This is a genomic window from Streptomyces sp. NPDC043680 (assembly GCF_056436685.1).
This window is the reverse complement of record NZ_JBWKCE010000004.1, coordinates 19,303-40,471: the sequence shown is the minus strand read 5'-3', so window position 1 is coordinate 40,471 and position 21,169 is coordinate 19,303. Positions and strand designations below refer to the sequence as shown.

Genomic DNA, 21,169 nt, shown 5'->3' with positions numbered 1-21,169 from the left:
CGATCTTCAGTGGGGCACCTAAGCTCGGTGCATGGCACTGGAGTGGGAACAGACCGTGGTGGACGCCCGGGACCCGGGCCGGCTCGGAGGGTGGTGGGCCGAAGCGCTGGGATGGGCCGTGGTGAACGACTCCCCCGAGGAGTACGAGATCCGCCCGGCACCCGACCGGCTGCCGGGGCTGATTTTCGTACCGGTACCGGAGGAAAAGACGGTGAAGAACCGGCTCCACCTGGACTTCCGGCCAGACGACCAGGCCGTGGAGGTGGCCCGGCTGCTCGCGCACGGTGCCAGGCGGTGCGAGGTCGGGCAGGGCGGGGCGGTGTCCTGGACGGTGCTGGCCGATCCCGAGGGCAATGAGTTCTGCGTCCTGGCCTCGCGCGCCCGCTGAGCCGGGGCGGGCCGGGCGTCCGGCCGGCCGGGCCCGCCGGGGAGTCGGAGACGATCAGCGCATGAAGATCACCAGTCGGCGTGGCGTCCTGACTTCCGTGGCGGCAGTGGCCGCCGGTGTGCCCCTGCTCGACGACCTTGCCGGAAACGGCGCCACTGCCGCCGCGGCCCCCGCCACGACCACGGCCACGACCACGGCCACGGCCACGGGCGACCGGTTCCCCTCGAATGCCGCGCTGTACAGCAGCACCGGCTTCCAGGAAGGCGTGCACTGATGCGCCGCTTCCGCTGCAGCCCTCGGGCCGAGCTCCTCGACAACGCCGCCGCCACGAGCGCCCCCGTCCGCAGCACGGCGGTCATCGCCCCGCACGGCGGCGGCATCGAGGCGGGCACCACCCACTGCGACGCCCCGGCCGCCCTGGCCGCCGTACGCGAAGCCCTCGACCGGCACGAACTCGGCCTCGACGACCTGCCGGAACCCGTGCCCTACACCGGCACCCCCTAGAACGGGAGAACCCCGCCGGACGCGTGTCCGGCGGGGCTCTCCCCAGTGGTTCAGGCCGTACGGGCTACCAGGGCGGCAGCGGCAGTCCCGCCGCGCGCCTGGGCTCCAGGAAGTCCTCCCGGAAGATCTCCAGGGAGGCCCTGAGCAGTGGGATCTCCACCTCCGCACCGAGGTGGGTCAGCGTGGCCGACTCCTCGTCCATGCGGAACTCCAGCAGGAGCGCACCGCGTCCGGCGTCGGTCATCTCCACCACTTCCATGGCGTCGAAATCGTCGCTGCCGAGCACGGTGAGGGCGGCGTACTCGCGCGCCCCTACGGTGAAGAGCCTCATAGCCATCCCTCGAATTGGAGTCCGCCGCCGCGCAGACTCCATCTCCCGCCGCGGCCGGTGGATTTCTCGACGATGTCGAGAACGTGCCCACCGTAGAAGGGGGTGGACGGCTTGATGGCTCTGGTGGCGGTGGAGCTGCCGAGAAGTTCGTCCAGCAGTACCTCGGCCCCGTCGTTCAGTGCACGATAGTCGTTGAGGCGGTTGGCCCCGTTGAGGAACGGCAGATACTTCTTGACGTGGTCGGCGGTGCGCTTGACCGGGTCGGTGTGCTTCTGCAGGGCCCGGCCGGCCTCGGTCATGTGGAAGTCGCGCTGGAACGGCTTGCCGTTCTTCGGCGGGATCTCCTTCACTGCCGCCGCCCGCAGGTCGTCGTCCGTGGCGTTCTTGAGAGTGCCGCAGTTGTGGACCAGGACGGCGGCCGCGCCCGCACGCACGTAGTACGTGTGCGTGTCGGTGACCGTCAGGTTGTGGACCCGCTGTGCCTGCGTCCACGCAGCCACGGAGGTGACCTGCACCCACGTCCCGGAGGACGTCTGGAGCCACTGACCGGCCTTCAGCTCCCCGGCGTCGACCCAGCGCCCCTGCTCCGGCACCCAGAAGGGGTGGCCGTCGGTGGCGGTGATGACGTCGGTGGCCGCTCCCTTGTCGCCGTCGGTGTCGACGGTGATGCGGACCAGGTGCTTCTCGCCCTCGCCGGTGATCCGTGCGGAGACCGGTTCGGCGGTGGTGGTCCCGGTCTGCGGGTCGGTGGCGAGGACCTGCTCGCCGATCTCCACGTCCTCGATGGGCTTGGCGGAGCCGTCGGCCATCACGACCTCGGTGCCGGGGGTGAAGCTGTTGCGGACCTTGCAGCCGCCTCCGCCCCCGTCGCCGCTGTCGTTCTTCGTGGCCTTCTTCGGCTCGGCCGACTTGGAGGACTTGCCGTGCCGGTCGGCCTTCTTGGCGCGGGCCGCCGCCTCCTTTGCCTGCCGGGCCGCGGTGGCCTTGGCCTCCTCGGCCTTGCGGGCCGCCGCCGCGGCGCGTTCCTGTGCGGCTCTTCTGGCCGCGGCCGCTTCCTCCTCCAGTTTTCTGGCCCGTTCGGCCGCTTCCTCGACCTGGCGTTTCCATTCGGCCAGGTCCTCGGCGTACTTGGCCATCGCCTGCTGGTAGCGCTCGACGCGCGCGAGGATGTCCCGCGCGAGCTTCAGCTTGCCCATCCAGCTGTTGAAGGCGTCCCAGGCCCGGTCCAGGGCCTTCAGGATGCGCTTGGCCTTGCCCGCGAAGGGCAGGGCCGCCTCGAAGGCGAGGCCTGCGCAGGCACCCCAGTCGCCGCCGAGGCAGGCCTTGATGTCGTTGTAGCCGGAGGCGTCCTTGAGGATGCCGATGGCCACGTCCAGCGCCACGTCGAGCGCGCTTCGGCCGTTCGCCCAGTTCGCCCAGGCCACTTCCGCGTCGGTGAAGTCCTTGATCGGCATCACCGGGGGCGCAATGGCCTGGCCGGAGGGGTCCGAGAACGTCACGGGCGAGTTGTTGGCGTAGGCGTACGGGTTCTGCTGCGCGGCCTCGCTGTGGTCGACGATCGGGTCGACGGACAGGAACCGCCCGGTGGCCGGGTCGTACTCCCGGGCCCCCAGGTGGACCAGGCCGGTGGACTCGTCCATCTCGCCGCCGACGAAGGCCTTCTTGCCGGGCCACACCGCCGGGGCGGTGCCCCGCGCGTCACCGAAGGGGGTGAACTTGCGGCGGGTGACGGCCTGGGTGGCCGCGTCGACGGCCGTGGTGGCCGTGCCGTTGTTGTCGGCGAGCAGGTAGGAGGTGGTGACCGTGCCGTCCTTGGCGGTCTTCACCATCGTCGGGCCGGCCGTGTGCGCGTAGTAGCGCGTGGCCTCCACCGCGCCGTTCGGCTTCAGCTTGACCTCGGTGCCGGGCAGGTACAGCGTCGTACCGGCCGGGTCGCGCTTGATCAGGCGGTTGCCGTTGGCGTCGTAGAGGAACTCGGTCGTCTTCGCACCCTCGGTCACCTTGGCGAGGTGGCCCTCGATGTCCCACTCCATCTGCTGGGTGTTGCCCTGGACGGTGCGGGTCTTGGTGTTGCCGACCTCGTCGTAGGTGAACGAGTCGCTGCGGGTGCCGCCCGGACCGGTCGTGTCGACCCGCTGGAGGCGGTTGGCGCCGGGCTTGCCCGGGGTGCCGTACCCGTAGGAGCGGATGACGTCCTTGGTCAGGTCGCCGGTGGTGGAGTGCTGGACCTCCTTGGTGCGGTTGCCGGCCGTGTCGAAGGAGTACGACGTCCAGTACGGGGACGGACCGCCGACCTTCGGCGCGGAACCGGGACCGGTGGCGTTCGGCTTGACCGCGCAGTCGTCGCTCGCCGTCCACGCCTCGCTCATGCGGCGCATGTAGTCGTAGGCGAAGCACTGCGTGTCCGTCGTGCCGGTGGCGGCCGCACCCTCCTGGTCCTTGACCTTGAGGATGTTGCCGACGGCGTCGTACTCGTACGACGTGTCGTTGATCCGGCCCGGGGCCTTCTCCCGGTCATTGACGGTGCGGGTCAGGCGCCGGGTCTGCTCGTCGTAGAAATTGGTGGTGAACAGCTGGGAGCCGGCGGCGCCGGTCTCCGTGCGCAGCACGTCGCCCATCGGCGAGTAGTCGACCTTGCCCACGAACGTCTTGCCCGCCACGCCCATGACGGTGGGCAGTTCGAAGTGGTTGTAGGTCATGGTGACGCGCTCGGCGGGGAGTCCGCCGACCGCGGGCTGCTGCGTCCACGCGGTCAGGCCCGTGTTGGGCCGGTAGCCGGTGGAGAAGGAGTACGTGCCCGCGAGCGCGCCCTCGGACTTCGGGATGGTGACCGTGGATCCGGTGGGCCGGTACCCCTGGTCGTAGCCGGTGATCGCGTGGGTGTACGCGTTGCCGCCCACGTAGCGGGTGGAGGAGACCGGCAGGCCGACGGCGCCCGGCAGGGTGTCGTAGACGATCTCGCTGAGCTTGGCGCCGGACAGCGTGCCCTCGTGGGTCTCGGTGACCCGGCCCAGGGCGTCGTAGGCGAACGCCACGGTCTTGTTCCGCTGGTCGGTCACCGACTCCAGGCGGTCGCCCTTGCCGAAGACCTTGGACGTGGTGCCCTTCTCCGGGTCGGAGATTTTCGTCTGGCGGCCCCGGATGTCGTACTCGAAGGACCAGGTGTCCCCGGCCGCGTTGACGACGCTCTCCAGCTGGCCGCGCCGGTCGTAGCCGTAGCGGGTCGCGTCGTAGGCGCCGGTCGGCGAGTCCGAGCGGAAGTAGCGCAGCTCTGTCTTGCGGCCCTGGCCGTCGAGGAACGCCTGGGTCGGCGTCTCGCCGGTCGGCGGGTCGACGGTGATGCTGTCGCCGCCGTACGTGGTGGTCGTCCGCGAGGTCTCCTCGCCGAACTTGCGGGAGATCTGCGCGGTGGCCCGGCCGCTGCCGTCGTACTCGGTGACGGTGGAGGACGGCACCTCGTTGTCCTTCGGGGCCCACTGCTCGCCGGAGGCGGTGCCGCCGGTGTAGTAGGCGCCGTTGGACTTCCACACCTGGCCGAGGCTGTTGTAGAAGGTGTCCGCGATCAACCGGCCGCCACCGAGGGCTTCCAGCTGGGTCTGGCGGATGCGCAGGCTGCTGTCGTAGATCTCGTAGCTGCTGCGGTAGGTGCCGTCGTCGACGAGCGACTTGGTGGTGATGACGACGGGCGCGTCCGGGCGGACGTCGTAGGTGAACTCGGCGTCCGGGGACTTGGTGTCGGGGTCGCGGTCCGGGGACCACGCCTTGGCGAGGCGGCCGAGTGCGTCGTACTGCATGACGCTGCGGCGGCCGTTGGCGTCCTGCTTGGCCAGGATGGAACCGCGGCCGAGGTCCGTCTCGGTGGTGTCGGTGTGGCCGAGCGGGTTGGTGGTGACGACCTTGGTGACGATCTGCCCGGCGGCCGGGGTGTAGTCGATCCTGGTGACCTTGCCGAACACGTCGGTCGTGGTCTTCGGGCGCCCGTAGGAGTCGAAGGTGAGCGAGCCGTCCAGCGTGTACTGCGGCTGACCGCCCGCGTAGCCCGACAGCGACTCGGAACGGACCACGTTGCCGACGGCGTCGTAGGACAGGCGGGCGTCGGAGATGACGTCCTCGGGACGCTTCACGTCCTTGGCGTCACATGCCTTGCCGACCGTCTCGATCCGCTTCTCACGGCCGATGATCCACAGGGATTCATCGGACTCGTACTCGTAGCGGGTGCAGCTGTCGTCCTTGGGGTCCGAGACGTCGCCGAGGTCGGAGACCGACTGCGGCTTGCCCTGGTCGTCGAGGACGGTCTCCTGCGCGGTGCGCCGCCAGCCCCGGTTGTCCGAGAGCAGGGTGCGGGAGGAGACGTCGGTGGTGCCCCGGACGAAGGACTGCAGCGGCTCGATGCCCTCGCGCACACGGGTCGCCGTCGGGCCGTGGAGCCACGGGGTGTAGGTGGTCGCCGCCTCCAGGGCGCCGCCTTCGCCGTTGTAGGCCAGGACCTCGCGGGTCTGGCCGGCGAAGAGGCGGTGGTCGGCGATCTCCTTGCCCTCGGAGTCCTTGACCGACACCTTGCGCTTGCCGCCCGAGGGGGCGGCCCGGTCGCCGTCGAGGCCGCGGAAGAACAGCGTCTCGGTCAGGGACCGCTTGTCCGGCGCCGCACCGATCAGCGTCCGCACGCGTTCGTAGCCGCGCCACTGCGACCACGTGCGCGTGTGGGGGCGCATCGCCTCGGTCTCGTCGTCGTACGCCCACGCCGGCGCGCCCAGGTACTGGTACTCGGTGACGCGCGTCGGCGAGTTGCCGTTGCGGTCCTCCTCCTGCACCCGGTCGACGACGTGCTTGTGGAACCAGTCGGTGACGTAGAGCTTCTTCTCGCGCTTGGGGTCGCTCGGGTCCGGTATCTCGTTGATGACCGGGTAGCAGCGCAGGGTGTTCGACTCGTGGGACGCCGGGATCACGCGCGGGTTGGCGGCCCGGCACTCCGGGTCGCGGTAGTGCACGTTGACCGTCGAGCCGGTCTCGGTGTCGATGGCCTCGATGCGGTAGCGCAGGAACGGCGGCTTGCCGTCGTCCATGCCGTCCACGCGGTTGGGCAGCTGCTTGCCGCGGAAGGTCACCGGCGGGAGGCTGATCTCCTTGCCGTTCTTGCCGGTGTGCTGGACGGCGGCGAGCCACAGCGGGTAGTCGGTGCCGTCACCGGTCTGCGGGAAGTCCTGGGTGAGCTTCCAGGTGTCGACGGGCTGGTGGGCGGTGCCGTTCCAGACCTCGGTGGTGATCTCGGTCAGCCGCTTGCGGGTGAAGAAGGTCGGCGTGAAGCGGGCCTTGCACTCCTCCTTGGCGGCGCACAGCTGGTCACCGGGGGTGTCGGGCCACATCTTGGCGATGTTCCAGTCCACCTCCGGCTTGAGCTTGTCCTCCGCGCAGTCGAAGTCCTTCGTCTTCAGGCAGCGCTCGGCGACGGTGAACCGCACCTGGGCCGGGGCGTTCGCGAAGAGGTTGTCCTTGCGCAGGCCGTAGGAGATGTGGTCGAGCCAACCTCCGCGGTCGTAGGCGCGGTTGGTGGAACCGCCCGCGATCTTGTAGTTCGACCCGTAGTGGTTGACCTCCTTGTTGTACCAGTAGGTCATCGCGTTGCCGCGCGGGTCCACCACGTAGTCCAGGTTCCAGCGGTAGACCTCGTCGCAGACCGAGTTCGCGAAGTCGCCGGCCTTGAAGCAGTCCTCGCCCGGGTGGTTGCCGTAGACCGGCACCAGCAGCGCGGAGTGGGTGACGGGCTTGCCGGGGCTCCAGCCCGGCACCTTGTTCAGGCCGAAGTGGAACTGGACGCCCTGCGGGGTCGTGACCCGCCAGTACTCGCCCTTCTTGTCGCCGTTGTCGGCGCCGGAGAGCAGTTCCACGCGGGAGCCGTCGTCGTCGGACGGGCGCCAGACGCCGGTCTTGTCGTCCCGGACGAGCTGCGTGGAGCCGCCGTTGAGGGACATCGTGACGGTGGAGACGGCGTGGCAGAGGTCGCCCGTGTCGTCCTTGGGGTTGTTGAACCCGGAGCCCTCCTTCTTGTCCTGGCTGCAGGGGATGAAGGAGCGCTCGATGAAGTTGGACCCCAGGTCCCAGCCGTCGCCGACCCAGGAGGTCTGCTGCGAGGACGCAGAGGTGCGGCCGTCGATCTGGGCGCTGGAGTACCCGAGGGCCAGTGACGGGCTGGGTCCGCCGAGCGAGGCCGGCACGTCGAGCGGGTAGGACCAGGAGAAGTCACCGGCCGAGCCGCCCGCCTGCCAGGAGCCGGACGGGCTCAGGGAGGTGGCCTTGAAGGTGCCGTTGGCGCCGTCGGCGCTCGGCGCGGCGGCGAGCACCGTCGGGGCGGCCGCGGCGGCCGAGGCCAGCATCATGGGCGTGGCCGAGCGGGCGCCCTCGGTCGCGAACGAGCCGGTCGCGGCGGCGGAGCCGGGCTGTGCGGCGGTGTCGACGGTGGCCGTGAGCGTGCCGGTGCTCGCGTCGTTGCGCGCGGTGACCGGGGTGGCCGTGCGGCATTCCGGCCGCTCGGGCGTCGTCAGCACACAGGACGGCAGCGCGGTGAAGCGCAGCCGGGAACCCCAACTGCCGCCGTACGCGTTCTTGAAGGTGGTGTAGTCGAGTTCGACCGAGACCGGCGCGTCGCCGGCGCGGACGTCGGTCCGCTTGACGGCCATCAGGAGCCCGCCCGGGACACCCGCCTTGTCGGCGGCGCCCCGGTCGAGCAGGTCGACCTTGACCTTGACCGGGGTGTCGGCGGCCGGAGCGGCGCCGTCCGCGGACGGGGCGGCCGACGCCTGCGGGGCGCTGCGGTCCCGCGGCCCGGCCGGCGCTGCGGCCGCGATCCGCACCGGCAGCGTACCGGCCTTGGCCGGGCCCGCCTGCGGGGCGGCAGGGCCGCCCGCCGCGGGGGCCGAAAGCATCCGGGAGCGGCCGTCGGCGGGCGCGGAGCCCTGGGGGGCGGGGAGCTGGACCTCGGCGGAACCGGCCGCGGGCCAGGCCACCTTGGGCGGGGCGGTCCACTTGTTGCGCTGGGATTCGCCGGGTGTGGGGGCAGGCTTGCCGGCGACCGGCTTGCCGCCGACCTTGGTCAGCTTCTGCAGTGCGGGCGGGGTGGTCGTGGAGGCTGCGGACGCCGGTGGCGAGGCGAGCCCGGTCACGCACAGGGCGACGGACAGGGCTGGTATCGACCAGCCGAGCGCGCGTCTGCGCTTTCCGCCCCTAGCGTACCAATTTCGATTTCGCAAATTGGGTTCCGTCATAGGTCACGCATGCACAAATGTACACACTATTCGAAGGGTGATCCAAGACCGTAACAGTGAGGGCTGCGCCACATTTCCCAACACCTCTCGGCCACTAATTACGTACCGCAAAGTGGGCACCAAGACGAGGCAAATTCGGACAGATGGCGATCGGAATAGGAATTTCCCGTTCCGTTTATTCGGGTGGCGCCCCAGGTCGTGAGAAGCTCGCCCGGACTGATCAAGCCATCCGTGCGCAGGAACCCTCCGTACGTGCCCGGATCGACTACGAGGAACCTCCGTGAGACCACCCCTGGCGCGGCTCCGCGCCACCGGCCAGCCTCGCTTGCGGGCGTCGGCGCTGGTCACGACCCTGGCCCTGACCGCGGGCCTGTTGGGGGCCGCGCCCCTCGCCGCTGCGGCGACGGGTTCCGGCCCTGCCGCCGGCCGCTCGGCGCCCGCCGCCGAGGCCGAAAAGGCCGCCGCCGAGGCGAAGCGGACCGGAAAGCCGGTCGAAATCACCGGCCTGCGCACCGAGACAGACGAGGTGTGGGCCAATCCGAACGGCACGCAAACGGCAGAGCGCTCGCTGGTACCCGTACGGGTCCGTCAGGGCGGAAAGCTCATTCCCGTCGACACCACCCTGCGCAAAGGCGCCGACGGCCGTCTCGCACCGAAGGCCGCCGCAATCGGGCTGACGTTTTCGGGGGGCGGTGACTCCCCCCTCGCGGTGATGTCGGAGAACGGCCGCGACGTGGCCCTGAGCTGGCCGGCGCCGCTGCCCGAGCCCCGGCTTGAGGGCAGCAGCGCGGTCTACCCCGAAGTGCTGCCCGGGGTGGACCTGCGGGTGAGCGCCACCGTGGACAGCTTCTCGCACGCGCTCGTCGTCAAGACCCGCGAGGCCGCCGCCAACCCGGCCCTGACCTCCCTCTCGTTCGGCCTGAAGGCCAAGGGGCTGACCGTACGGGCCGAGGCCGACGGGCAGCTGCGGGCCGTGGACCCGGCCGGGCAGACCGTCTTCGGCTCGGCGAAACCGCAGATGTGGGACGCGGGCGGGCAGAAGGCCGAGGCCACCGCCGCGCCGCCGTCCCCCGCCACCACCACGCCGGCCCCGGCCGCCAAGTCCCTGCGCTCGGCTCCGGCCGCCGCACCCGCCGCCGTGGCCACCGCGGGGTCCGCCCCGGCCGCGGCGCTCCCGGCGCCCGTCGAGGGCGTCACCACCGGTGCCAAGCAGGCCGACCTGGGGGTCCGGCTGAACGGCGACACGCTCACCCTGACGCCGGACCAGAGCCTGCTCAAGGCGCCCGAGACCACGTACCCGGTCGTGATCGACCCGACCTGGGACGCCTGGAAGCAGGCGTGGACGATCGCGTACAAGCACAACGCGTTCCCGTCCTCGCCGAACACCAACTACTGGAACGGCGGCACGCTCAGCAAGGACGCCCGCGTCGGGTGTGCCCGGGACGCCGCCAACGGCAATGCCGTGATCTGCGCCAAGACCTTCTTCCAGGTCGGCATGAAGGACTACTGGGACAAGCAGATCATCGAGTCCACCCTGCGGATCAAGCAGAAGTCGGCCGGCTCCTGGAGCTGCAAGTCCGGTGACGTCCAGGTCTGGGAGACGGGCACCATCTCCAAGTCCACCACCTGGAACGACCAGCCCGACTGGAAGCGGCTCGTCGACTCCAGCGGCCAGTCCTACGGCGGGCGCAACTGCCCCGGCGACGGCGATGTGATCGAGCTCAACGTGAAGTCGGCGGTCGCGACGGCCGCCCAGAAACACTGGGGCACCTGGACCTTCGGCCTGAAGGCCGCGAAGGACACGGTCGACGTCTCCTGGCGCAAGTTCGACCCGAACAGCGCCCGCATCTCCACGACCTTCAACACCACGCCCGACAAGATCACGGAGCGTTCCACCGACCCGTCCGTGCCCTGCACGGGAGGGGTCATCGGAACCACCGACCAGATCGTCCTGCGCGCCCGGGTGAAGGACAAGGACAAGGGCGACGTGTCCCTCACCGCCGAGTTCCACTACTGGAAGGACGGCGCCACCACCCCGACCAAGGCCACCATCAAGGCCAGTAACGGCAACGTGGCACAGCTGCGCATCCCGGCCAAGGACCTGAACGGCACCTACCGGTGGGACGTGCGCACCCTGGACAACGTCGGTCCGGCCGGCCCCTGGGCCGGGCAGTGCCTCTTCACCATCGACCGGACCCGGCCGGACCGGACCCCGCTGGTGAGTTCGAAGCAGTTCCCCGAGGGCGAGGACGACCCGGACAAGACCGGTTTCGCCCGCTCCGAGGGAACGTTCACCCTGAGCGCCAACGGGGTCAAGGACGTCACCGCCTTCGAGTGGTGGACCGACTCCAACCCGAAGGTGAACAAGATCCCCCCGACCACCGTCGGCGGCTCGGTGGACGTCAAGTACACGCCGACCACGGCCGGTCCGCAGCGCCTGTTCGTGCACAGCCTCGACGCGTCCGGCAACCGGTCGAACCTCAAGGAATACCTGTTCTACGCCAAGCGCCTGGCCACCCGCGACAAGCACGGCGACCTCAACGGCGACGGCACGGTGGACATCTGGAGCGTCGACCCGGGCTCCGGCCTGCTGTGGATGCACCCGGGCAAGGGCGACGGCACCTTCGACCTCTCCCGCCAGCTCGACCAGGGCTCCTTCGCGGACACCGTCTCGCTGACGCACCGCGGCAGCTGGAACGAGGACTACTACGAGGACCTCGTCACGCTGCAGCCCAGCCCCGACAACTCCCGCAAGAACCTCTACGTCTACCCCAACAAGGGCGACGGGGACCTGGAGAGCGCGGACGCCAACCGCATCGAGCTCCAGGTGGGCAACCCCGACGTGGACGACCACTGGGCCGACGCGGACCAGGCCGTCGCGATCGGCAGCGTCGACGACGACAACGGCGACGGCAAGGTCGACGACGCCGACCAGTCGGACCTGCTGGTGAAGACCGGCGACCAGCTGTGGCTGTACCGCGGCTCCGCCGTCGGCTTCCTCGACGCCTTCGGCGAGCCGATCCTGCTCGGCAACGCCGACTGGAAGAACATGACCGTCATGGCGCCGGGCGACCTCAACGGCGACCGGCTGCCCGAGATCTGGGCCCGCGACACCGTCACCGGCAAGATCCACCAGTACACCAGCCGCACCACCACGGAGCCGGGCGCGGTCACCGCGGCCGACCTGTCGGTCTTCGCCGACCCGGCGGTCCGCACCACGTCCATCGGCAGCGGCTTCACCGGCGCCGCCTTCGCACACCTGTCCAGCAACGGCGACTTCGAGGCCAACGGCTTCGCCGACCTGTGGTCGCGCGACGGCAACGGCCGCATCACCGAGTTCCCCGGCCAGACCCTGGCCGGCGGTTCGGCGTTCGGCGCCGGCCGGCAGCTCGTGCTGGGCGGCACCTCCTGGTCGGAGTGCCAGGCCTTCACCTCCTCCGCGACCGGCACGCACACCCTGTGCGGCCCCATCCTGGCGAAGTACCTGGCCAAGGGCGGCACCTCGCTCGGCTACCCCACCACGGACGTCCTGGTCCCGGCTGACGGCGTGGGCCGCTACGTCAACCTCCGCAGCGCGGGCCAGACCAGCGACAACGGCTCCATCTACTGGCACCCGAGCAGCGGTGCCTGGGTGGTGTGGGGCGCGATCCGCGCCAAGTGGCTCGCCCTGGGCGCCGAGAAGGGCATCCTCGGCTACCCGACCTCCGACGAGAACGCCACCTTCGACAACGGCCGGTTCTCCACCTTCTACTCCGCCTCGGGCGGCAAGGGCGGCATCTTCTACTCCACCGACACCGGCGCCTGGTCCGTCCACGGCTCCATCTACACCAGGTACACCTCGCTCGGCGGCCCGGCGAGCCCGCTGGGCTACCCGGTCACCGACGAGACCAACGTCGGCGACGGCGCCGTCGCCCGCTTCAACCACTTCCGCAAGCGCTCCGACACCGAACCGACGGCCTCCATCTACTGGACAAGGGCCAACGGCTCCTGGCCGATCCACGGCTCCATCCGCAAGCGGTGGATCGCCCTCGGCGCGGAGAAGAGCACCCTGGGCTACCCGGTCTCCGGCGAGTACGAGGTCGCGGGCGGTGTGCGCGAGGACTTCGAGAAGGGCTACGTCCGCGCCAACACCACCACCGGGGCGACCGTCGAGCACCAGCCCGGCGACCGCACCGCGCACCTGCGCACGGACCTGTCCGGCGACTTCAACGGCGACGGCCGCAGCGACATCGCCACCGTCTACGACTACGGTGACAACACCACCGCCCTGTGGGTGTTCAACGCGCTGCCCGACGGCGGCTACGAGGCACCCACCGTGCGCTGGACCAGCACCAAGGGCGGCTTCTCCTACCAGCGCGCCAAGTGGGTGGCCGGAGACGTCAACGGCGACGGCCGCGCCGACATCGTCGCGCTGTACGGCTACGCCGACGGCTCCAACGCCCTGTGGAGCTTCCTTTCCAACGCCACCGGCACCTTCACCCCGGTCAAGGGGCTGACGGCCGCCGCGGGGAACTTCGAGTGGGCCAAGGCCAAGCCGCTCGCCGGCGACTTCAACGGCGACGGCAAGGCGGACCTCGCCATGGTCTACGACTACGGCAACGGCGAAGCGGGGGCCCACACCTGGACCGCGAAGGGTGACGGGTTCTTCAACTCGGCCGCCGCCAGCTGGCGGACGCCCGCGGGCAATTGGTGGATCGACCACGCCACCTGGCGGGTCGGCGACATGAACGGCGACAAGCGCGACGACTTCGTCGCCCTGTACGGCTACACCGCCGGAGGCGTCGCCGTCTTCACCTTCCTCGCCCAGCCGAACGGCGGCGTCGCCGCCCCGGTGAAGTCGTGGACCCAGCCCGCCGGAGGTGCATGGGAATACGCGAAGATCAAGTTCACGGTCGGCGACTACAACGGCGACGGCCGCTCCGACGCCGCACTGATGTACGACCACGGGGACGGCCACGCCTCGCTGTCGACGCTGCTCGCCAAGCCCGACGGCACGGTCGGGGACGCGGTCCGCAGCTGGGACACCCCGGAGGCGAACTGGTACGGGACGAGCGCCGGCATGCCGGTCTCGGGCGACTCCGACGGGGACGGCCGGGACGACATCTCCTCGCTGTACAACTACGCGAACGGCGCCTCGGGCACCTTCACCTTCAAGAGCCGCCCCGACGGCGGCTTCGAGAACGGTTTCCTGAGCTGGCAGACCCTGCCCGGCACCTGGTGACCGGAGCCGCACCACGGTGATCCGCCGGCGCAGGTGAGCGCCGATCACACCGGGGCCCCGTACCGCCACCACGCGGTGGTACGGGGCCCTTCGCCGCGAAGCGGGGGATGCGGCTCCCCGCCTGCGGGCTCTCGCCCGCGGCTACGCGGCGAAGCGGCGGTCGCCGGTCAGCGACCACACGGCGGCGATGCGGCCGTCCGTGACCGAGAACATGTCGATGCCGCTCTTGGTGACGGGTGCGCCCGAGCGGTCGGTGTAGGTCGCGGTCCACCGTGCGGCGAGCTGGCCGCGCGGCCCGTCGACGACGGGCGCGCCGTCGACGGCGTAGGTCAGTCCGGTGAGGCTCCGGCGGTGGGCCGCGATGAAGGCGGTGAGCTCGCCCCGTTCGAGGGTGGCTGCGGTGCCGGTTCCTTCGACGGCGTTCGCAAACCGGAGCCGGAAGCCCGGTGCGGTGATCTGCTCGGCGCGTACGAGTTCGCCGTTCCACAGTGCCGTCCAGTCGTCCAGCAGTCCGGTGCCGTGCTCCCGGGTCAGCAGGGCCGCTTCGGACGTGGGGGCGGTGGTCTGGGGAGACATGGGATGCCTTTCCGTTGTCGTGTGGGCCCCAGCCTCTACGCCTTGGGCGACAACCCCCTGTCGGTGTTTACGAGTGCGTCGAGAGCGACGAACTCCCGGCCCAGGGTGTCGAGCGCGGCAAGGTCCACCGGGCGGGGCGGCGGTGTCTCCGCCAGCGCCTCGGCCTCCCGGATGCGGTCGAGGCGGAAGCCGCGTACCGCGGCGCGCAGTCGGCACCAGCCGATGAGGTACCAGTGCTCGCCACCCAGGAATCCCAGGGGTTCGACCGTGCGGTCGGTGGTGGTGCCCTGCGCGTCGGCGTAGCGCAGACGCAGGAGCCGTCGTGTGGAGAGCGCCTCCCGCACGGCGTGGGGCAGGCCGGCGGGCGGCCGTGGGGAGGCGGCCAGCCGGACGCGGCCGGCGAGTTCGTCCGCTGCCCGGCGCTCCCGCGGGGGCATGACGGCGAGGACCTTGTGCAGGGCCGAACGGGCATCGGCCGCGAACGGCGTCCCGGCCAGGGCGTGCAACCCCACCGCCAGAGCGGTGGCTTCGGCCGGCGTGATCGCCAGGGGCGGCAGGGTGTGCTGTTTGTCCAGGACGTAACCGCCGCTGCGGCCGGGCTCGGCGTAGAGGGGGACACCGGCCTGTTGGAGGGCGCCGAGGTCGCGCTCGATGGTCCGGGTGCTGACGTCGAAGCGCCCGGCCAGCCAGCGGGCGCTTCTGGGCCGGGGAGATGCGGCGCGCAGCTCCTCCACCAGCGCGTAGAGGCGATCAGTACGGTTCACGGGACAGGACCGTAGCCCAGAGCGGGCTGAGCCGGTCCGGCTGCACGGCGTTCACGGGCAGCGGCCACCCGTGGCGCGGGCCGGGGCCTCCCACACGCTCAGCGAGTGCTCCGACCATTGACGGACCGCTTATTTAGGTTGACCTTATTTTAGGTTAGCCTTCCCTTATGAACTCCCTGTATCTGGCCGCCTCGGCCGACTACGCCATGCCTCCGCTCTGGCGCATCCTCACCAAGTGCGGGTATTTCCTCGGCCTGTCCGGGGCGATCGGCGCCACCGTGACCTACGCGGCCTCGGTCCGCCCCGCACTGCGCGCACCGGATACCCGCAGCGGTGATGCCGACGCCATGAGACGAAGAGCGGCCGGCTACCTGGCCTGGGCAGGGGTGGTCCTCGTGGTCGCGGGCTACTTTCAGCTCGCCGGCCGCGTGGCCCGGGCGGGCAAGGGCATGCCGTTCGGCGACGCCCTCGCACCGGACCGGATGGCGGACTTCCTGCTCGCGCCGGCGGCCAAGGGAGCGTGGATCGCCCAGGGCACGATTTACCTCGTCCAGAACGTCGTCCTGGTCCTCGCGTCCGCCGCCCTGATCGCCCTGTTCCTCCCGCGGGCGCGCCGCCACACCGACATCCTCGCGCTGACCGCCCTGCCCCTGACGCTCGCGGTGACGCTGGTGGCGGCGGTGCCGGCCACCAAGCCGAAGAACGCGGACAAGTGGCTGGACCTCCTCTTCGGCCAGACCCACATCATCAGCGGCGTCGTGTGGGTGGGCGGCCTGGCCCTCCTCGCCGTCCTCACCGGCGCCCGCGGCCGGCTGAGCGAGGACGCGGGTGCGCTGTGGGCTGACGTCTGGCGCCGGTTCGCCTTCGTCGCCCTGATATGCGTCGGCGCGGTGCTCACTTCGGGCCTGTGGATGAGCTGGAAGCACGTCGGCTCCGTCAGCCAGCTCTGGACGACCACGTACGGCCTGTTCCTGCTCGTCAAGATCCTGCTGGTCCTCGGCATGGTGACCGCAGGCGGCATCAACCAGTTCTGGCTGATGCCCCGTATCACCCGGGCCCGGCGCGAAGACGCCACGTCCTCGCTGCTGCACCTGACGCTGGGACACTTCCCGAAGGTCGTCTGGGCCGAGGTCGCCCTCGGGGTCGCCGTCCTGGCGGTCGTGCCCTTCCTCGGCGGCTCCGCCCGCTCCGAGGCGGGCAGCCCGCAGGCCGTCTCCAGCGGCAGCACCTTCGCCGTGGGCGCCCTCCTCGTCCTCACCCTGGCCGCCTCGCTCTACGTCACGGTCAGGACCTCGGAGGCCCTGGCCCGGCGCACGGCTCCGGCAGCGTCCTGACCGGCCGGGGGCGTCAGAGCCGGTAGCGGCGCAGCAGGCTCTCGGACTCCTCCAGAGACTGACGGGTTTCGGTCGTGGCCCGGTGACCGGGGCCCAGCACCCGGGCCTGGTCAGCGAGCAGATCCCGCAGGAGCGACAGGGCGCGGGGAAGGTCGCGGGCTGCGATCAGCCAGTGGACGAGGTCCCTGCGCGCGGACAGGGCCCCCGGATGATCGGCGTCGAGGAACCGTTCGTAGTCGGCGATCAGTACGGTGAACTCCGCGACGGCGTGGGCGATGTGCCCGCTGTGGCCCAGCAGGGTGGCGATGTTGCGCCGCGTGGCGAGGGTCCGGGAGTCGGCGGCGCCGTAGACGCGGACCTTGACCGGCAGCAGCCGCCGGAGCTCGGCGAGGCCCGCCGCGGGATTGAGCTCCCCGCGCCAACTGGCGAGGCAGCTGCGGGCGTTGAGCGTCTGGGCGCCGTTCACTCCGAAGGCCTGCTCATACAGGGGCTCCAGCTCGGTCAGCTCACTGATCGCGGCGGGGATGTCCCCGTCCTCACCGCGCCACCGCGCGAGGTTCCCCCGGGAGACCAGGGTGTGGGGGTGGTCGGCGCCGTGGATCCGGGTGCGGCGCTCGACGAGGTCCTCGAACCCGCGGACGGCCGCCGCCGTATCGCCGGCCTCGCCGAGGTGCGTGGCGAGGTTGGCCCGGTCGTTGAGGTTCTCGGGGACGTCCTCCCCCCAGGCGCGGGTACGGTCGGCGATCACCTGTCGCCGTTCCTGCGCCGCGAGCGCCGGATGTCCCGACGCGGCGAGCCAGGTCGCGTAGTGCCCGCGGGCGAGAAGGGTGTCGAGGTGGTCGGCGCCCAGATGCTCCGCTGCCGTGGCGGCGAGTTCCTTGAAGTAGGCGGCCGCGCCGTGGACGTCCCCGTGGCGGCCGAGGCTCTCCCCCAGGCCGAACAGAAGGGTGTGCCCGTCCGGGTCCCACAGGGCCGCGCCTCCGTGACCGGCCAGGGCGCGGGCGTTGAGCCGCAGCGACTCCTGCAGGCCTGCCTCGAACCGCTCGTTCCCCAGGGTCACGAGGGCATCGGCGACAGCCCGTACCCGGCCGCGCCAGGTCTCGGCCGCCGCCGGTTCGCGGCGCGACGCCTCCCTGGTGGCGCGCTGGATGCATCTCCCGCAGTTCCCGCCCCGACGCGAGGGCGCCGTGCGCCACTCGATGGGCCTGCTGGTCGGCCACCAGGGCGGCCAGCCACAGGCCCACGGTGGCTGTCCCGACCGTCGCCACCGCGCCCGGCACGTCCACGTGACCGCTGCCGACGAGTCCGAGGACGACGGAGATCATGGTGATCGTCGCGTAGAGCCGTTCCTTCAGCCGGGCCGCTACCAGCCGCACGTTCCGTCACGCCCCCACCGTACGGCGCGGGGCCGCCGCCCCTCCGGAACAACACCAGGCACGACGCGGCACGGCGGGCCGGACGGTGGCGGCTTCGATCCCGCCGCCCCGTCGGCCCCGTTCGCCTACTTCTTGATCTCGTTGAGACAGAGCACGAACTGCTTGCCCGACCGGCGCCGGGACCCGCTGGTCTGCTCGTGGTAGCCGATGTCCGACTTGCCTTCGCACCGGGCGGAGTCCAGGGTGCCGGGTATCACCTCGACCACCTTGTAGGCGGCCCCGGTGGTCCCGCACTTGACCACCTGCAGGTCGGGGCTGACCGTGGACCCGTTGTTCTTCAGGCAGTCCCCGACCTTCGCCTGGTCGGCGTCGTCCCGGCTCAGGAAGTAGCCCACGGCGACGACGATCAGGGCGATGACGACGCCGATGATCTTCAGGATCTTCAGGAAGCCCATGCCCCCGCTGCGGGCCGGCGGCGCCGGCGGCGGCGCAGCCCACTGCTGCTGGGGCGGGTACATCTGCTGCGGTGCGGCGCCGTAGGGGGGCTGGGCCTGCTGCTGCGGGAAGCCGGGCTGGGGCGGGTACCCCTGCGGCGGCTGCTGGGCGTACGGGGCGGGCTGACCGTACGGGGCGGCGGGGCCTGGCTGCGGCGGATAGGTCATACGGGAGTCCCCCATGAGGCGTGCGTACGTCTTTTTGACGTGCGCACGCTATAGCAATCGATCACCATCCCCTCAATCCGGCCGGCCCGCGCGGCCCTCGGTCGTCGGCCGCTTCACCGTGGGCATGGCCTGCTCAGCCCAGATGATCTTGCCCGTGGACGTGTACCGGGTCCCCCAGTGCTGCGTCGTCTGCGCCACGATGAACAGGCCCCGGCCGCCCTCGTCGTCGTTGGCCGCGTGCCGCAGGTGCGGTGAGGTGTGGCCGCTGTCGGAGACCTCGCAGATCAGCGTCTGGTCGCGGATCAGGCGCAGTTGGACGGGGCCGTCCGCGGCATAGCGGATGGCGTTGGTGACCAGTTCGCTCACCACGAGCTCCGTGGTGAACACCAGGTCGTCGAGCCCCCACGCGCGGAGCTGGGCGGAGGCCGCGGCCCGCGCCCGGCCGACGGCCTGGGGGTCGGCGTCCAGCTCCCACACCGCCACCTGCTGCCGGCCGAGGATCCGGGTACGGACCAGCAGCAGGGCCGCGTCGTCGTCGGCCGGGCGCGGCAGCAGGGCGCCGACGGCTTCGTCGCACAGGTCGTCCAGGGGCCGGCCCGACTGGCTCAGGACGGCGCTCAGCACGTCGAGTTGCTCGTCGAGGTCGCGGCCGCGGCTCCGCACCAGGCCGTCGGTGAAGAGGGCCAGCAGGCTGCCCGGGGGGAGGGTCACCTCCACGGACTCGAAGGGCATGCCGCCCAGCCCCAGCGGCGGTCCCGGCGGCAGTTCGGGGAAGGTCACCGTGCCGTCGTCCGGGTCCACCACGGCGGGCAGCGGATGCCCGGCCCGCGCCATCGTGCACGTCCCGGCCACGGGGTCGTACGCGGCGTAGAGGCAGGTGACCCCGAGGGCCTCGTCTTCGGGCACTTCCTCGCCCTCGATGCGCGCCGCGGCCCGCTCGTCGGCGCCCTGGGTGACGAGGTCGTCGAGCCGGGCGAGGACCTCGTCGGGGGCGAGGTCCATCCGGGCCAGCACGCGCACGCTGGTCCGCAGACGGCCCATGGTGGCGGCGGCGCCCAGGCCGTGCCCGACCACGTCCCCGACGACCAGTCCCACCCGGGTCCCGGACAGGGCGATGACGTCGAACCAGTCGCCGCCCACCCCCGCCCGGCTGTCGGCAGGCAGGTAGCGGTACGCGAGCTCCACGGCGGACAGCCGGGGCAGCAGCCTGGGCAGCAGGCTGCGCTGCAGCAGTAGGGCGGCGGCGTGCTCGCGGGCGTAGCGGCGGGCGTTGTCGACGCACACCGCGAGCCGCGCCACGAGTTCGTCGGCGACGGCCAGTTCGCCGTCGTCGAAGGGGTTGGTGCGGTGCTCCCAGATGAAGGACACCGCGCCCAGATCGGTCCCTTCGCTGCGGAGCGGTACGGTCAGCCGGTCCGGTTCGCGTTCCGGGCGGCCGGTGGCCGGGGGCCGAACATCGGCGAGGCCGGGGCCGGGGCCGGGGCCGGATCGTCCGCCGGGACGCTCCCCGGGAGGCCATACCCGCACCATCCGCGTGTCGGGCAGGGTAACGCTGCGCGGCCGGTCGGCGTGGAGCACCGTCTCCAGCAGGTCCACCGTGACCGCATCGGCGAAGGCCGGGGTCGTCACGGCGGCGAACTCCCGGGCCGTGTGGTGCATGTCGAGTGTCGTGCCCACGCTCCTGGCGGCCCGGACCAGCAGCTCAAGGCGCTGCTGGGCGAGATAGCGCGCGGTGATGTCGACCGTCTCCTCGCATACGCCCAGCGGTGTTCCGGCCGGGTCCTCCAGCCGGTAGTACGAGCACGACCAGACGTGGTCGCGGTCGGGGGCGGAGGGCGGACGGCCCCGGTAGTGCAGTTCGATCACGGGCTCGCCGGTGGCGAGCACCTCGCCCATGACCTCCTCCAGCGTGCCGGGCATGCCGGGAGAGACGACGACCCCGTGCGTGACCATGTCGTCCGGGCCGACTCCCGCGTACTCGGCGGGCCCCATCTCCTTGTAGAGAGCGGCGTTCGTCCACACCACGCGCAGCCGGGTGTCGTAGATGGCCAGGCCGACGGGCGACTGCGTGGCCAGCCCGCGCAGCATCGACTGCAGGGCGTTCCACTGCCCGGTCGCGCCGGCGTCCGCCATGGCGAGCAGCCGGGCGGGCCGCGCCTCGGCGCCGCCGGGCCCCTCGCCGCCGGGCCCCTCGCCGCCGGGCCCCTCGCCGCCGGGCCCCTCCCCGCTGGGCTCGCCGCCGGGCGACAGGGCGAGGACCGCCACCGCAGCCGGCGCCCTGTGCCCGTCGCGGTGGCGCAGCCGCAGCACGTGCAGCAGGCCCGGCAGGAGTTCGGGCGCCACGACATCGGTCACCAGCTCGGCGAATTCCCGGCCGAGCACCTCCGCCGCCGTATACCCGAGCAGCTCCGTGGCCGCCGGGCTCCAGCCCACCACCCGGCCCCCGCCGTCGAGGACCGCCATGGCCGCCCGGGACACGTCGAGAGGGCCCTGCAGTTCATCGAAGCCGGGGATCTCGCTCATGAGGCCTCCCCCCACTGCGCAGGCCGGCGCGCGGCCGGCGGCAGGGCGACGCCCGTCGGCGGTTCCCCGTACGGCGCGCGGGCGGTCCGCGCCGCGCGCCCGCCTCGGCACGGGCACGGCGGACGGCCGGCTCGTACGGAACGCCTCCGCCGTGGTCCGGCGCCCGGGTCACGCCTCTCTCCCGGTCACACAGCCAGGATGCCCCTCCCCGCGCCGCTGCCGCATCCGGAC

12 protein-coding genes are annotated in these 21,169 nt (G+C 71.5%); 5 read left to right on the top strand and 7 right to left on the bottom strand.

The window, feature by feature from the left end:
* The first annotated feature begins 31 nt into the window (after positions 1–31).
* The 3 genes from AC0666_RS09830 (at position 32) to AC0666_RS09820 (ending at position 892) form a co-directional block, all read left to right on the top strand.
* On the top strand, positions 32–388 hold the full coding sequence (locus AC0666_RS09830; RefSeq protein ID WP_468973167.1) for a VOC family protein: 357 nt from the start codon (positions 32–34) through the stop codon (positions 386–388).
* A 61-nt stretch (positions 389–449) separates the two neighbouring features.
* Positions 450–662 (top strand): hypothetical protein, encoded by a 213-nt coding sequence (locus AC0666_RS09825; protein WP_468973170.1) that lies wholly within the window; start codon positions 450–452, stop codon positions 660–662.
* A complete protein-coding gene (locus AC0666_RS09820) occupies positions 662–892 on the top strand; it encodes a hypothetical protein (protein ID WP_468973173.1) in 231 nt (76 codons plus the stop codon). The genes AC0666_RS09825 and AC0666_RS09820 overlap by 1 nt, the downstream gene beginning before the upstream one ends.
* Positions 893–956: 64 nt before the next feature.
* Here AC0666_RS09820 and AC0666_RS09815 read toward each other — a convergent pair whose 3' ends face one another.
* Both AC0666_RS09815 and AC0666_RS09810 read right to left on the bottom strand, forming a co-directional pair.
* Positions 957–1,229 carry a hypothetical protein gene (locus tag AC0666_RS09815; protein WP_468579622.1) on the bottom strand — a complete coding sequence of 91 codons (273 nt, stop codon included), beginning with the start codon at positions 1,227–1,229 and terminating at the stop codon, positions 957–959.
* Positions 1,220–8,380, bottom strand: coding sequence for a polymorphic toxin-type HINT domain-containing protein (locus tag AC0666_RS09810; protein ID WP_478707382.1), 7,161 nt, complete (start codon positions 8,378–8,380; stop codon positions 1,220–1,222). Before AC0666_RS09810 ends, AC0666_RS09815 begins: the two co-directional genes overlap by 10 nt.
* A gap of 382 nt (positions 8,381–8,762) precedes the next feature.
* Here AC0666_RS09810 and AC0666_RS09805 point away from each other — a divergent pair, with 382 nt between their 5' ends.
* Positions 8,763–13,703, top strand: a complete 4,941-nt coding sequence (locus tag AC0666_RS09805) for an FG-GAP-like repeat-containing protein (RefSeq protein WP_468973179.1) — start codon at positions 8,763–8,765, stop codon at positions 13,701–13,703.
* A gap of 141 nt (positions 13,704–13,844) precedes the next feature.
* On the opposite strand, the gene AC0666_RS09800 is transcribed toward AC0666_RS09805, so the two are convergent.
* On the bottom strand, positions 13,845–14,279 hold the full coding sequence (locus tag AC0666_RS09800) for a nuclear transport factor 2 family protein (protein ID WP_468579487.1): 435 nt from the start codon (positions 14,277–14,279) through the stop codon (positions 13,845–13,847).
* Between the two features lie 35 nt (positions 14,280–14,314).
* Positions 14,315–15,043 (bottom strand): helix-turn-helix transcriptional regulator, encoded by a 729-nt coding sequence (locus AC0666_RS09795; RefSeq protein ID WP_468579489.1) that lies wholly within the window; start codon positions 15,041–15,043, stop codon positions 14,315–14,317.
* A 167-nt stretch (positions 15,044–15,210) separates the two neighbouring features.
* On the opposite strand from AC0666_RS09795, the gene AC0666_RS09790 reads away from it, so the two are divergent.
* Complete coding sequence (locus tag AC0666_RS09790; protein WP_468973184.1) at positions 15,211–16,377, top strand: copper resistance D family protein; 1,167 nt, start codon at positions 15,211–15,213, stop codon at positions 16,375–16,377.
* Positions 16,378–16,390: 13 nt separating this feature from the next.
* On the opposite strand, the gene AC0666_RS09785 is transcribed toward AC0666_RS09790, so the two are convergent.
* From AC0666_RS09785 to AC0666_RS09775, 3 genes are all read right to left on the bottom strand, one after another.
* Positions 16,391–17,437 (bottom strand): tetratricopeptide repeat protein, encoded by a 1,047-nt coding sequence (locus tag AC0666_RS09785; RefSeq protein ID WP_478707381.1) that lies wholly within the window; start codon positions 17,435–17,437, stop codon positions 16,391–16,393.
* 441 nt (positions 17,438–17,878) lie between these two features.
* A complete protein-coding gene (locus AC0666_RS09780; protein ID WP_468973190.1) occupies positions 17,879–18,430 on the bottom strand; it encodes an LppU/SCO3897 family protein in 552 nt (183 codons plus the stop codon).
* 57 nt (positions 18,431–18,487) lie between these two features.
* The gene (locus tag AC0666_RS09775) at positions 18,488–20,938 is read right to left on the bottom strand and encodes a SpoIIE family protein phosphatase (protein WP_478707380.1); all 2,451 of its coding nucleotides are present in this window, start codon (positions 20,936–20,938) and stop codon (positions 18,488–18,490) included.
* Positions 20,939–21,169: the final 231 nt, after the last annotated feature.

Excerpts from the sequence above, each read along its gene's own strand:
- AC0666_RS09820 (WP_468973173.1), top strand. The coding sequence starts at position 662 with ATGCGCCGCTTCCGCTGCAGCCCTCGGGCCGAGCTCCTCGACAACGCC.
- AC0666_RS09830 (WP_468973167.1), top strand. The coding sequence starts at position 32 with ATGGCACTGGAGTGGGAACAGACCGTGGTGGACGCCCGGGACCCGGGC.
- AC0666_RS09825 (WP_468973170.1), top strand. The coding sequence starts at position 450 with ATGAAGATCACCAGTCGGCGTGGCGTCCTGACTTCCGTGGCGGCAGTG.
- AC0666_RS09800 (WP_468579487.1), bottom strand. The coding sequence starts at position 14,279 with ATGTCTCCCCAGACCACCGCCCCCACGTCCGAAGCGGCCCTGCTGACC.
- AC0666_RS09790 (WP_468973184.1), top strand. The coding sequence starts at position 15,211 with ATGAACTCCCTGTATCTGGCCGCCTCGGCCGACTACGCCATGCCTCCG.
- AC0666_RS09775 (WP_478707380.1), bottom strand. The coding sequence starts at position 20,938 with ATGAGCGAGATCCCCGGCTTCGATGAACTGCAGGGCCCTCTCGACGTG.
- AC0666_RS09780 (WP_468973190.1), bottom strand. The coding sequence starts at position 18,430 with ATGGGGGACTCCCGTATGACCTATCCGCCGCAGCCAGGCCCCGCCGCC.
- AC0666_RS09815 (WP_468579622.1), bottom strand. The coding sequence starts at position 1,229 with ATGGCTATGAGGCTCTTCACCGTAGGGGCGCGCGAGTACGCCGCCCTC.